The following is a 13,065-nucleotide window of genomic DNA, read 5'->3' as shown; positions in this document are numbered from 1 at the left end:
TTGGGGGTACAACGGTTTCCCTAGAGAATGTCTTTGTTTGTACGCATCTAAATGAAAAGATGATCAACGAGCCCTGCTTTCTTTCGATGGCCTCACGTGTCGCGTTAAAATCCGTTTGCCTTCTTGTTTTACATCGGCCCGTTTCCGCCATGCCCATAGACGCTCCCTTGCGTCTTTAGCTGCGCTATTTAGGTCGACAATAGGCGCTAGGTAACGGCTATCCGGTTTCAAGTGGTACATGACGGTTTCCATCTGTGTCATTGTCCAGGGCTCGAACAATAGTGGGGTGGGGACCATTTGCAATTCAGGCACCCATTTATAGATGAACGCGCCATCAGGGTCATGTTCTTGGGCTTGCTTAACCGGGTTGTAAATCCGGATTGTATTGGTCCCAGTTACCCCGGCTTGCATTTGGAATTGTGGGTAATGAATACCAGGCTCAAAGTCGAGGAATAGTTGCGCTAAATGCGTCACGCCAGTTCGCCAATCCATGTTCATGTGATGAGTGAGAAAACTAACCAGCATGGCACGCATGCGAAAGTTTATATAGCCAGTCTGATGCAAACAGCGCATACAGGCATCGATCAAAGGTATGCCTGTATATCCAGATTTCCATGCTGCTAACTTTTCTTCATCGAAAGTGCTACTTTGTTTAATCAACGATTCGTAAGCCCGGTTAACACAGTAAAACTCCATGTCGTATTCCGACTCGAATTTCTGTATGAAATGGCAGTGCCAATGCAGCCGTGAAGACAACGCAATTAAGCTGCGACGAAACCCAGCAACTTGCCAGTGTTTCAATAGGTACTGATAAACTTCACGCAAGGATATATTACCCCAAGCGAGGTATGGAGAAAGGCGAGTACAGGCTGTACGTGAGGCTGTGGGACTAGAAATGCTTCGATAGTAATCACGACCTCGACGATTGAAAAAGTCCTCCAGTGTTTTCCAAGCGAGTTGGCTTCCTCCCGTTTGCATTCCTTTGCATTTTGATAGCCAGGATGAAGGTGGCGAAAACGCGCAGCCGAGTGCTTCTGCATCCAATGAATGCAACAAGTTGGTTTGCAGCTCAAGAGGGCTTATGGAGGCTCTCATGACCAAATCCCAATGTTTGTCCCAACCCTGCCGGTCTTTTGCTCCTCTAATAACAGCACCGTGCTCGAACTCAAACCACGTGATGTTTTGCTCATGCAGCCAGTCGGCAATTTGCTTATCGCGCTCAAAGGTGCAGTTGAGCCCTATTTCCTGATGAGAAAACACAGCGTTGATTTGATATTGCATTTGAATTGATTGAAAACATGCTAAGGCATCGCCAAACAGAACCGTGATGCGGTGTCCATAGGCTTTGAGCGTCTCATTCATGTCTTGCAATGATTGCCAAACAAATCGCCAGTGACGCTCAGAATAGTGAGGGTTGTTTAACAGCAACGGTTCAACAATATATAAAAGTACCGTTGGGTGCTTTGACGACAATGCTTGTGTTAAGGGCTGGTGGTCAGTCAGTCTTAAATCTCGTTTTAACCACACGACATTGATTGTTTGCATCGGAATCCTCTTTGTTTCCGATGTTGTACGCAAATGATCCGAAGAGACCTCACCTAATGATCGGTTTTGTTCATTAAAACGTAGAGGTTGCTCACAAGGAGGTGAGATATGTCGATACCACTGAGTAAGTTAGAAAAGTTCTTCTACGTAGATAAATTGATCATTCACTCGCTTGATCTCGCATTGTATCAAGCATCTGTCGTAGTTGATGGGAAAGCGCAATTCATCACTGATGACAACGGTATCTTTTTGAGGGCTCATTCCCTTATCGAGATGCAAAAGAAGTGCAAGAATATCAAAGCAAATAAGCAGGTTTTAGTACATCAAAGTGCTTATGATGAGATGGTGGGGCTACCCGAAGGCAAAAGAGACAATCAACTAGAGGTTTTGGTGAGGGATACAAAATTGTATTGAAAGAGTGTTGGTGCATAGTAAAAGCGAGCCACCTTACGGCAGCTCGCTTAAAATAGAATTAGAGTTGAGCTTAGTCTTGTTTACGCTGAGCTTCTTTTTGTGCGTACTTAGCGGCACGTCGAGCTTCTCTTTGCTTGGCACTTTCGCCACCAACATGCTGCTCGCCTCGTTGTTCTGCAAGAACAATTTGTTTTTCACGTTCGCGGAATCGAGCAATTTGTTCTTCTGAGTGTGTGCCGTGACATTTCGGGCAGCTCACGCCTTGCTCGAACAAATCAGACTGTTTGTCTTCTTCAGTGATCGGTAGACGACAAGCGTTACATAAGTCGTAATCTGCTTTTTCTAGCTGGTGGTTTACTGCAACACGGCCATCAAAAACGTAGCAGTCACCTTCCCACATGCTCTCTTCTTGAGGAACTTCTTCAAGATATTTAAGAATGCCGCCTTCTAAGTGGTAGACCTCATCAAAGCCCTGTTCTTTCATGTAAGCAGTTGATTTTTCGCAGCGGATACCACCGGTACAGAACATCGCCACTTTCTTATGCTTTTCCGGGTCCATGTTTTCTTTTACATAGTCTGGGAATTCACGAAAGGTTTCAGTATTTGGGTTTACAGCGCCTTTGAATGTGCCGATCTCGATTTCGTAATCATTACGTGTATCGACAACAAACACTTCAGGATCAGCAATAAGATCGTTCCACTCTTGAGGTTTCACGTAAGTACCCACTACGTGGCGAGGGTCTATGCCTTCAACACCTAATGTTACGATCTCTTTTTTCAATTTCACTTTGGTGCGATTGAATGGCTGGGTCTCAGAGTACGACTCTTTGTATACGGTGCCTGTCAAACGAGGCTCGTTGTTTAGCCACTCCAGTAGCGTATCAATACCTGCACGATCAGAGGCAACAGTGCCGTTGATGCCCTCACTTGCCAGCAGTAATGTTCCGCGAATATGGTGTTTTTCCATCAACGCAAGTAATGGCTCGCGTAGTTCTTGATAGTTATTCAGCTCAACAAACTTGTACAGCGCACAAACTACATACTGACTCATGAGGTTTCCTTTAAAAATACAGGTGGTCAACGACCTTAAAATTTTAGCGGCACGAAGTATACCTGACTAAATTAGTCGGAAATACGGACAAATTATGCGGATATTATGGCTAGGCGGGATGTAGCGGTGTTTTGATGCGGCAAAGCGTCACGCGGGTAAAATCGCTATGTGTTCAAATTATAAGCATAAATTGCAGAGAACAAGGTAAGTTGAACTCGACACTTTTGGTTTAAATTTGTACTGTGATTCCTTCTTCGGCTCTTCATTAAAGTTGTGCGCAAGAGCTACAAAATAATAATCGGATCAGTTGGCAAGGAAAGGACATGCAGCAGTTTTATATCAGGCGGCTGAGGGAAGAAGATGCTCCCTTGCTCAAACAATTACTCGTTGAACTCGATACATCGCACTATGAAGCTGAACCGAACTTCTATCGTCCACCCAAGGAATTGGCACAACTAAGAGAATCATATTGCACCTTCGAAAAGTATTTTGATGGGAGCGTGAGCGCTTTTATTGCTTGTTCGCAAAGAAAAGTCGTCGGTTTTATCTCTGGTTCGGTTCGTAACGTTCAGTCGCTGATTTCACCAGAAAAACGCGTTGGTTTTATTAATGAGCTTATTGTTGCAGAGAACCATCGAAACTTAGGAATAGGTTTATCGCTGATGGATAAGATGGAAAGTGATTTGTGTGCTCAAGGAATAGAAGAAATCGGCTTAACCGTGGCGTCATTTAACCATGAAGGTGAGGATTTCTATCATAAAATGGGCTACCGGGTGATGACGAAACGTATGACCAAGCGCGTAAGAGATTCGTAAAAACAAGATGGTAGGAATGAAACGCCTCTTACTTCTAGAAGAGGCGTTTTTATAGTATTTATTTCAAATTAGCGGCGGTTTGATTCCCCATCGCAATTAACTTATCTAAAACGCGCTCACCGTCGGCACGTAAACCGTTGTGCTCGTACTCGTTAGTGATCCACGCTTTTGAGTTTGGGATTAACGCGAGCGTTTCTCGGCTGATATCCATTTCCACAAACATATCATCGGCGTAAACGGCGCAACTGACAGGCACTTTGTTTTGAGCCAGTTGTGTTTGATCGTACAGCGCAGCCCAACCTTCTTTCGCGGCCAATATTTCAGCAGCATCTTTTAGTGGCTTGAGGTTGACGTATTGATCGAACATCCATGGGAAGACCATTTCCCCCGTAAAGTAAAATGGCTTGCCAGGTTCATAATTAAACTCTGGTCGGGTTTGGCGAACACGGTGTGCACTCCAATTTGACGCAAAGCCTTGGCAATAAATCGACTCATGCAAAATGGCGTAAATCGGGTTGGTTTGGAAGTTTTGCTGCGCCAACATATCGTTCAAGAACTCATAACGAAGTTGTTGTTTGCCGTTCACTTCAATCAATGCACTTTCTAGCCAATAGTAAGTTGGCAAGAAAGTATCACTCACACCAAAGTTGATACCGATTTGCTGAAATTGCTCCACCGTGAAGCGTTGACCATTTGGTAGGTACTCTTCATTTTCCAGCAAGTGATTCGCAATGTTTTGGCAAAGTTGTTGCGCTTTTGGGAATTGCTGGAAGAACGCTTGGTTTTTCTCCATGGTACGTTTGAAGGTAGCGTCATACACATCGTCGGCATGACGCGAGACTGATGGCACGCCACCCGTGATGTAGCTTTGTAGCAAGCTGTCTGGGAATAAAGACAAATAGGTGAGGGAGCAAAAACCACCAAAGCTTTGACCTAAGATCGCCCATTTTTCGACGCCAAATTGCTCACGAATGTACTCCGCGTCGCGCACGATGTTATCCGCTCGGAAGTGGCTCAAGTACTCGGCCTGCTTCTGCGGCGTGAAATGAGCCAGAGTCTGATGATTAATCACCGAACTATTGCCCGTACCGCGCTGGTCGAGAAGCAAAACTCGGTACTCTTGCAGCGCGCGTTTTACCCAGCCGTTATTGCCGTTTTGACGCGGAGAGGGAAAGCCTGGCCCGCCCTGAAAGTAAACCAACCAAGGTTTGGTCGATTCTTCATCGCCAACTAGGCAAACCGCACGAGCGAAGACTTCAATGGTGCCTTTACTCACGTCTTGGTAATCCAGAGGAACGGTAAAACTGTGGGGAGTGTAATGCAATCCTGCGTCGATAAATGATTGAGCGTTCATTGTTATCTTTATTTCCTTATTGAGGGGTAGCGCTACTTTACTGCGAATGGCGTGAAGAACCAATGCTATTTCCAAATCGCTTCGTCAGTTCTATACCTTGGTCAAATCAATGTAAGTTCAAGAAAATGAAACGATTAGCGACTGGTGCAACTGGTTGAGTGAGCTATGCTCAATAGAGTTGCGACAAAGTGAGAGCATGGAGGAAGTCGGATGAAAGTGTCACTAGCTCGATGGATTATTGTGACTTGTTTAATAAGCGTACCTACTTTTGCCGTTGTTACGCCCAACCCACCTCAATTAAAGGCGAAAGGTTACGTATTAATGGACTTTCAATCCGGTGCCATTATTGCCGAGCATAACGGGCGAGCAGGCCTTGCTCCGGCTAGTTTAACCAAGTTGATGACCGCTTACGTCGTTGGACAAGAAATCAAAGCGGGGCGTTTGAAATGGGATGATGTTGTCACCGTGAGCGAAAACGCGTGGTCGGCCAAGTTTCCCGGATCTTCTAAAATGTTCATCAAACCGAAAGATGAAATTAGTGTTGCGAACTTAATGCGCGGCGTGATCATACAATCGGGTAATGACGCGTGCGTTGCACTGGCTGAGCACGTTGCTGGCAGTGAACGCGGCTTTGTCGCCTTGATGAATGGTTGGGCTGAGAAGTTAGGGCTGCAAGACACTTATTTTGTAAACTCCCATGGTCTCGATAGTGAAGGCATCCAAACCTCACCCACCGATATGGCAAAACTCATGCAGTCGATCATCAACGATGTTCCCGCAGTGTATGCGCTATATAGTGAGAAAGTCTTCAAGTGGAACGACATTACGCAGTACAACCGCAATAAATTACTGTGGGACAATTCCATTGATGTCGACGGGGGCAAAACCGGTTACACCAGCAATGCGGGATACAGTTTGGTGAGCTCCGCCAAAGAAGGGAAAATGCGGTTGATTTCGGTAGTGATGGGCACGCCAAGTAAACAGGCTCGAACGAGCCAATCCAAGAATTTACTCAGTTATGGTTTTCGTTTTTATGACACCAAACAAGTTGCCAAACAAGGGCAGGTTGAGTCTAAAGTTCGCGTTTGGAAGGGAAATGCCAATCAAGTTGAGGCGATCTTCGCCAAAGATGCCTATCTCACTCTGCCTCGTTCTATGACGGCTGGGCTTGATAAGAGTGTGGTGTTAAATGAACCGTTGATTGCGCCGCTCGCGCAAGGAGATGAGATTGGTAAGGTCGTTTGGAAAAGCGATGACAGTACCGTGGCGAGTTATCCCTTGGTCAGCAGCCAAGCGGTAGAAGAGGGCTCGTGGTTCGGTCAGCTTTGGGACAGTCTGGTGCTGTGGGTGAAATCGTTCTTTAACTAGAATAAAAACGAGCAGAAGTGTCTTTCTGCATTCTTTTGTTGATGGCCGCCCAGCTAAACGCTGGACGGTGTCTTATTTAACGGTTTATTCAGACAAGGTGATGATTGGTAAGTCATCCCAAATCTTGCTCTCATCCGATGCGCCACCGGAGAAGTTCCAAGGGCCTTTGTTTTGTTCCAGTGGACGGTAAGTGGCAGACAATCCATCCAAGTCCCAAGTTGTCACATAGAATCGAATGCCATCCAGTGAATCAGGTCGACCCAGCGCGTCACTCGCAAAGTCCATCGAAATAGTGTTATTGGCTTTGTCTACTGTCACTGTTGGTGCTGGCGTGACCGCTTCTCCCCATGTCGTCGCATTTGCTCCTTTGGTGTTGTAAATCGAGCTTTGCCAGCCAAAAACAACCGCATTACGACTCCAGGTTCCGCTTGGCATAGAAGCGTTGATCTTCGGTAGCTCAGACAAGTTAGTTGCGGCTTCTTCAGGTAAATCAATAAAGATGGTGAAACCCACGTGGTCGAAGCCGTTTGGTGGCAACCAAGTGTCGGTGATGTTGTCCATGGTGAAGGTCAAACGTACGTTACTGCCAACGGTAAACACCTCTGCTTTGTTGATTGCGAGTTGGCTGTTGTCTTTGTCGAACGTTGGATCGGTTGGTAATGAGTAGTTACCGTTAGGACCGCCAGTGCCGTCTTGCGCATCGCCTGTATCATCAATAGTGTCATCCGGCGTGTTTGACCAGCTTAGGTTCGAGACAAAATTCACGTCCTCGATGCCTGCTTTTTTCTCGGTGGAATAAATCGCGAAGCGGTGCTGTTGCTCGCCAATAGCAAAGTGACGAGTCGACAGCGTGACACTAAACTGACCATCAGCACCTACAGTAATGGTTTGCGCTGTTTCCAAGTTACCATCGATGACGAGGTTCAACTTCTCGTTGGCGTTCGCACTACCCGCGATAACAATATCACCAGTGATGGTTTGTCCTTCCCAATCCTGCGCTAGTTGGATGTTGAGGTCTGGGGTCTCTACAGATTGGTTGCTGCTTGTTTTTGAGTAAATCACTGCAGACTTGGCTGGTAGCTCAAGGGTTACGTGACCATTTTCATCTGCGACTAACCGTTCTGGAGCGTCTGCCCAGTTCGACATGATTTGTTGTTTGAAGACGGTGCCGCCAACTTGTTCTACATCGAGTTGGTTCATCAACATCGGCGAGTTGGATGTATTCATCACAACCAAGACCTCGTCGTTATCCAACGTTCGGGTAAAGGCGAACACGCCCGCGCCCGCTTTATCGCTGCCAATCACTTTTATTTCGCCACGTGTCATGACTTTGTTTTCAGTGCGTAGCTTGGCAAGTTCTTGAATAAACAAGTACATCTCACTGTTTTGGTCGAACGAGTCTACGTAGTTGCCATCTTCACGGTAACCGCCAGCAAACATCGCATCGCGCGCTGCTGACATCGCCTGTTCAGTACCTTGGTAAATTACAGGGATGCCCGGCACTGCCATCATTGTGATCAGCGCTTGCTTCATATCGTTGACACTGCCTTGCGACAGAAAGCGCGGCATGTCGTGATTATCAATGAAGTTCGGCATGATGTATGGATTTGGGAACATCTCCATCATTTTCTCAAGACGGAAACGCAAATAGTCGGTCGGTTGCCCTGATGCAAATACGCGCGTTATGGTCGCTTGCAGTGGGAAGTTGAGTACCGAAGTTAGCTGCTTCGGCGAGCCACTTTCACCGATGTAAGTCAGCATCTTCTCTTCGCCTTCCGTGTGGTAAGGCGTAGAAGTCTCGAACACTTCACCAAAGGTAAGGAAGTTGTCACGGCCTGTATCAACCGCTTGCGTCATCACTCCATCGTCGGCGTGTAGGAAGTCGTTCCAGAAATCGTGTTCAACAAACTTCACCGTATCGATACGGAATCCGTCAACGCCGACTTCGCGAATCCATTTTCGGTAGCTCTCTTTTAGATAAGCGCGTACTTCGGGATCGGACGTATTGAGGTCATCTAAATCAGAGAGCTGCCAGGTTTTTTCTTGTACCGGATCGTTGTGGTCGGTGATGGTTGGCGTCCAGTGGTAGCTGCCTGTGCCGTCTGTTTTACACTCGTTCATGTTGAGTGGGTACGGCAGCTCTTGCCCGGTGGGTAGTGCATTTTTTATCAAACGGAAACCTTGGCAAGGTAGGCTTGGATCATAACTGTAAGGATCATCGTAGGTGAAGAAGTTGCCTACATGGTTAGTCACGATGTCCTGAATTAAGAACATGTTACGCGCATGCACTTCGCGTGCTAACGCTTGGTAGCTTTCTAGGTCGCCGAAGTGCTCATCCACTTTTTGGAAATCGCGCGCCCAGTACCCGTGGTAGCCGCCGTAGTTTTGCTCCGCATCCCACCATTGGTTAGCAACTGGCGGAGTAATCCAGATCGATGTGGCACCGAGATCTTCGATGTAGCTTAACTTATCACTCACGCCAACGAGGTCGCCGCCGCTGAATTTTTTATCCGAAGTTGGATCGAATTCGTTTTGCCCTTGATCATTAAGAGCGCTGTCGCCGTCGTTAAAACGGTCGATCATCAGGAAGTAAATAATTTGATCTTGCCAATCAGGAGATGCCACGTGGCTGCCTGTATCGACTGGTGTGGTTTCGTCGCTTCCACAGCCAGAAAGGGCAAGAGCGATCGCGAAAGGAAGTATTTTTATTTTATTCATTGGGTTAGGTAGAGTTTCAAACACAGTATTTGCCTCCGTTATGCAGTAATGCAGAAACGATAAAGCAAAGGTTTGAAATTGAGAGTGTCATTTCACGCCAAAAAAGACGTGAAATGATGTCACGAAGAGACGATTTTGATCTGACCGACAGTTTTAATTGAGCGGTTGCACAATAGGATATTGTATCGGGTAATGCTCTTTCGCGAGCTCGTTGCCGGATTCATCATAAAGGCGGAAACGGCACTGCTTTGCAGTTTGAGTGAGCGATAATTGCAGCACCCAACAAGCATAATGTAGCGAGTGTTTGGTTAAGCGCATTGCGTGAGGTGTGGGGTCATCATCGGCGTAACAGTCAATCCTCGCAACGTTTTCAAGTCGGCATGCCAGTTCGACAAAGAGCGTGTATTGCGCCCCGATATTAATCAGCTGCCGAGTCGGGACAATGTATTCCGTTGCGCCAATTAAAAGCCCCTTAGAAACCACATAATCACGCTGGTGGTTATTCTCAATGTAACGCTCCCCATCGACTTCATAACACAGGCGAAAGGTAAGGGGATGCGCCACCGGAAGTTCAGTCGTTGCCCAGAGTTCGGTGCCATGACTTAAAAAACGCTCGAAGAAGGCGGGATAGCGCCGCCATGCGCCATCACGGTCACGGCATTCTACCGAGACCACTTTTTCAAACGCAATATTGTCCACTTCCATCCAGATTTTGCCGACAGGTTGGTCGATGTGATTATCGTCGAAGGTATTGGCTTTGGCGTAGTACAAGCGGATCGGTTGCTGATTTAGCTGAGTTCGGTTATCCAAACATTGTTGGCGATACTGCATGGGTGAAAACGGATACCAACGACGAAAAGTGCGGTGAAAGTTCGATGGTTCTTCATAACCGAGTTGATAGGCGATTTGCTGCGTTGTGAGTTGGGTATCGGCGAGCAAAGTGAGTGCTTGCTTTCTTTTAGCGAAATCAACGCATTGAGAGTAGCTCATTTGCTTCTCTTGCAGTCGACGTTGCAAGGTGCGTTTGGAGACGCCCAGTTGCCTTGCCGCTTGCTCTAATTTGAGCGCGTAATTACTGTTTTTGATGAACAAGGCGTTCAAAACACTCAGCAATTCGGGTTGCTCAATGGGTTGGTGAGAAAGCAGCAAATAAACATGTTTCACCAGTTCAAACACGCTTGAACTCGTTTTAGAATCTCGCGTTTCCTCTAGAAAAATATCGGCCGCGAGTGGATTGTTGGCGTGAACTTGTACCTGTATTGATTCGCTTAGGTCAAGCATTTCCAACTGCATTTTGAGCAAGCCAAACACCGACTCCGCCCAATTTGGCATATCGGCCGTTCTACATTCGACTTGCAGATGGATTTGGGCATCATCATGTTGCAATGTGACGTACAAGCGGCGGTCGAATAATGAGACACTTTTACTCCACCAAAGCAGCCCTTCTTGGAGGTTAGGCGCTTCTTTCAACATCATGCATTGCAAGGCCACCAACTTCTCAATATGCCAATATTCGCCGGCAATTCGAAGGTGATTGTGACCGAGCTTTTTGCACAGAAAGGATGTAATAACGTTATCTTGAGGCAGCATGAGTTGAGTTTGGTTGCGAGCAAACATGCATTATTGCTGAAAAGATGAAGAAGTTCAGTGAGAACGCTCAAAGCCTTTCTTATCGTTTTATTTTCAAATTTATTTTGAAAATGTTTTTAATCGAAATCGGTTTTTCCCTTTATCTCATGAGGTTATGCTGTTACACAGCTTAAGTTCATTAATTGGAGAACCTCATGGATATCGTACAAGCTGCAAAATCTCGTTACTCAACGAAAGTGTTTGACCCAACGCGCAAGCTACCTCAAGAAAAAATCGACGCAGTTAAAGAGCTGATTCGTTTTAGTCCATCGAGTGTGAATTCTCAACCTTGGCATTTCATTCTGGCAAGCACAGAAGAAGGCAAACAGCGCATCGCTAAAGCGGCGCAAGATAATTACGCGTTTAACGTGGCGAAGATTCTCAACGCTTCTCACGTATTGGTGTTTTGTGCGAAAACAGGCATTGATAACGACTACATTGAAGCGCTAATGGTGCAAGAAGAAAAAGATGGCCGATTCCCAACTGAAGAAGCGAAAGCGGCTGTGCGCGGTGGTCGTAGCTACTTTGTAAACATGCACCGTTTTGATCTGAAAGATGCGAACCATTGGATGGAGAAACAAGTTTACCTCAACGTGGGTACGTTGCTGCTGGGAGCTTCGACGCTAGAAATTGATGCAGTGCCAATTGAAGGGTTTGATCCCAAAGTACTGGATGAAGAATTTGGCTTGCGCGAAAAAGGTTACACCAGCGTTGTGATCGTGCCGCTTGGCTACCACGCGGAAGATGACTTCAACGCGAAAACGCCAAAGTCTCGCTGGGACGCAGAAACCGTATTCACCGAGATCTAATTCGAGCTTACTTGCAGGTGACGTAGAACCCTGTAATCAATATATAAATCGCAAAAGAGTGAAAAAACGATGATCCACTTAGTTGCAGAAGTGAAAGCCTATCCAGACAGTAAGGATCAGGTGGTGAATTTGCTTGCTGGTTTGCTAGAGCCAACTCGGAAAGAAGAAGGCTGTTGCCAATACGAGTTGTATCTTGACGAGAAAGTTGAAGGCCTATTTATGTTCCAAGAGATTTGGGCATCGCAAGAGGCCTTGGATAAGCATTTGCAAAGCCCGCACATGTCGACGTTTCTTGAAACATTAGAAGAGAACGATTGGGTTGAATATACCCAGATTCGTCCTCTTCGATTTATCGCCTAATGACAGAAGGTTGCCAGCACGTTGGCGCGTTGTTGGCAGCATTTTTGTTGGATAAAGTCGCGGAAAGTCCGAATCGTTGGCGTCAGTAAGCGACGATCGGCACACACCATGTAGAGTGGCACTGGGCCGCAATCCCACTCTGGTAACACTCGCACCAATCTTCCCTCGATTAAGTCTCGGCTGATGTCCATCAACGATTTATTCGCAATGCCTTTGCCTTTGATCGCTAACCGGTGTGGCAAGTCACTATCGTTGCTCATCAAGTTACCGCTGACCACGACTTGTTCTTTCTCGCCGTCACGCGTGAGCGTCCATTTGTTGTAGACCGAATCCGCGACCATGTAGCACAAGCAGTTGTGTTGCGTTAGATCGACAGGAGAGGTGAGTTCTGGATGTGTGGCTACGTACTCTGGCGATGCACATAAGATCCGTTCGTTTGACCCACACAATGCCAACACGACCAGGTTGGAGTCGGCCGGCTCGCCGTAGCGAATCGCAATATCGACAGGCTTGGTGTACATATCCGTCAAGCTATCGGACAGCTCTAGTTTGATGGAAACATTTGGGTAGAGATCGATGAACTCATCCACCCAATCGAGCAACATATTGCGACCAAAATCGGAGGGCGCAGTAATGTGCAGTTGACCAGATAACTCGCCACGCGCACTTGAGATCTGATCCAACCCCTCTTGCAATGTTGCCAACGCTTGCGTGGTTTTGTCCAAAAACAGTTCGCCCTCTGAGGTTAAACGCAGGCTTCGGGTAGAACGCACAAACAGCGGGAAACCGATTTGCCCCTCAAGACGCTTAATCGATGCACTAATGGCGGCAGGTGTCATGTCCATGCTGTTAGCAGCTTTTGAAAAGCTGCCTTGGCGCGCTGTTTCGACAAAAATATTGAGGTCGTTGAGGGCTTTCATCGTGAAAAGGATGTTTGTGAAGTTTGAGCTACTATAGGGGAGATGAGCAAAGTAATTCAAGCTAAACGCCTTTGAAGGTGAA

11 protein-coding genes are annotated in these 13,065 nt (G+C 46.7%); 5 read left to right on the top strand and 6 right to left on the bottom strand.

The features are described 5' to 3' along the window. Nucleotides 1–63 precede the first annotated feature (63 nt). Nucleotides 64–1,545, bottom strand: coding sequence for a deoxyribodipyrimidine photo-lyase (locus tag MSG33_RS06795; protein WP_248380344.1), 1,482 nt, complete (start codon nucleotides 1,543–1,545; stop codon nucleotides 64–66). A 108-nt stretch (nucleotides 1,546–1,653) separates the two neighbouring features. Between MSG33_RS06795 and MSG33_RS06790 the strand changes: the two genes are divergently transcribed. Next, nucleotides 1,654–1,959: a DUF6482 family protein gene (locus tag MSG33_RS06790; protein ID WP_006740792.1), complete on the top strand. Its 306-nt coding sequence runs from the start codon at nucleotides 1,654–1,656 to the stop codon at nucleotides 1,957–1,959. Between the two features lie 70 nt (nucleotides 1,960–2,029). Here MSG33_RS06790 and MSG33_RS06785 read toward each other — a convergent pair whose 3' ends face one another. Then, entirely contained in the window at nucleotides 2,030–3,010 is a 981-nt protein-coding gene (locus tag MSG33_RS06785; RefSeq protein ID WP_047009631.1) for a rhodanese-related sulfurtransferase, read from the bottom strand. Between the two features lie 323 nt (nucleotides 3,011–3,333). On the opposite strand from MSG33_RS06785, the gene MSG33_RS06780 reads away from it, so the two are divergent. After that, nucleotides 3,334–3,825, top strand: coding sequence for a GNAT family N-acetyltransferase (locus MSG33_RS06780; RefSeq protein WP_048625423.1), 492 nt, complete (start codon nucleotides 3,334–3,336; stop codon nucleotides 3,823–3,825). Between the two features lie 58 nt (nucleotides 3,826–3,883). On the opposite strand, the gene MSG33_RS06775 is transcribed toward MSG33_RS06780, so the two are convergent. Further along, nucleotides 3,884–5,179: an alpha/beta fold hydrolase gene (locus MSG33_RS06775; RefSeq protein WP_248380343.1), complete on the bottom strand. Its 1,296-nt coding sequence runs from the start codon at nucleotides 5,177–5,179 to the stop codon at nucleotides 3,884–3,886. 210 nt (nucleotides 5,180–5,389) lie between these two features. Between MSG33_RS06775 and MSG33_RS06770 the strand changes: the two genes are divergently transcribed. After that, a complete protein-coding gene (locus tag MSG33_RS06770; RefSeq protein WP_182035976.1) occupies nucleotides 5,390–6,547 on the top strand; it encodes a D-alanyl-D-alanine carboxypeptidase family protein in 1,158 nt (385 codons plus the stop codon). A gap of 84 nt (nucleotides 6,548–6,631) precedes the next feature. Here MSG33_RS06770 and MSG33_RS06765 read toward each other — a convergent pair whose 3' ends face one another. Together MSG33_RS06765 and MSG33_RS06760 are read right to left on the bottom strand one after the other, a co-directional pair. After that, nucleotides 6,632–9,289, bottom strand: coding sequence for an alpha-amylase family glycosyl hydrolase (locus tag MSG33_RS06765; protein WP_248380341.1), 2,658 nt, complete (start codon nucleotides 9,287–9,289; stop codon nucleotides 6,632–6,634). 129 nt (nucleotides 9,290–9,418) lie between these two features. Continuing rightward, nucleotides 9,419–10,882, bottom strand: a complete 1,464-nt coding sequence (locus MSG33_RS06760; RefSeq protein ID WP_248380339.1) for an AraC family transcriptional regulator — start codon at nucleotides 10,880–10,882, stop codon at nucleotides 9,419–9,421. A 167-nt stretch (nucleotides 10,883–11,049) separates the two neighbouring features. On the opposite strand from MSG33_RS06760, the gene nfsB reads away from it, so the two are divergent. After that, complete coding sequence (nfsB, locus tag MSG33_RS06755) at nucleotides 11,050–11,703, top strand: oxygen-insensitive NAD(P)H nitroreductase (protein WP_248380337.1); 654 nt, start codon at nucleotides 11,050–11,052, stop codon at nucleotides 11,701–11,703. 69 nt (nucleotides 11,704–11,772) lie between these two features. Further along, nucleotides 11,773–12,063 (top strand): putative quinol monooxygenase, encoded by a 291-nt coding sequence (locus MSG33_RS06750; protein ID WP_021450535.1) that lies wholly within the window; start codon nucleotides 11,773–11,775, stop codon nucleotides 12,061–12,063. On the opposite strand, the gene MSG33_RS06745 is transcribed toward MSG33_RS06750, so the two are convergent. Continuing rightward, nucleotides 12,060–12,983: a LysR family transcriptional regulator gene (locus tag MSG33_RS06745; RefSeq protein WP_193271807.1), complete on the bottom strand. Its 924-nt coding sequence runs from the start codon at nucleotides 12,981–12,983 to the stop codon at nucleotides 12,060–12,062. The two genes, MSG33_RS06750 and MSG33_RS06745, sit on opposite strands and share 4 nt — an antisense overlap. Nucleotides 12,984–13,065 lie beyond the last annotated feature (82 nt).

The organism is Vibrio sp. 1CM7H (genome assembly GCF_023161645.1).
Taxonomy (GTDB): domain Bacteria; phylum Pseudomonadota; class Gammaproteobacteria; order Enterobacterales; family Vibrionaceae; genus Vibrio; species Vibrio diabolicus.
The sequence above is the reverse complement of the archived record's forward strand: the minus strand, read 5'-3'. Positions and strand labels throughout refer to the sequence as shown.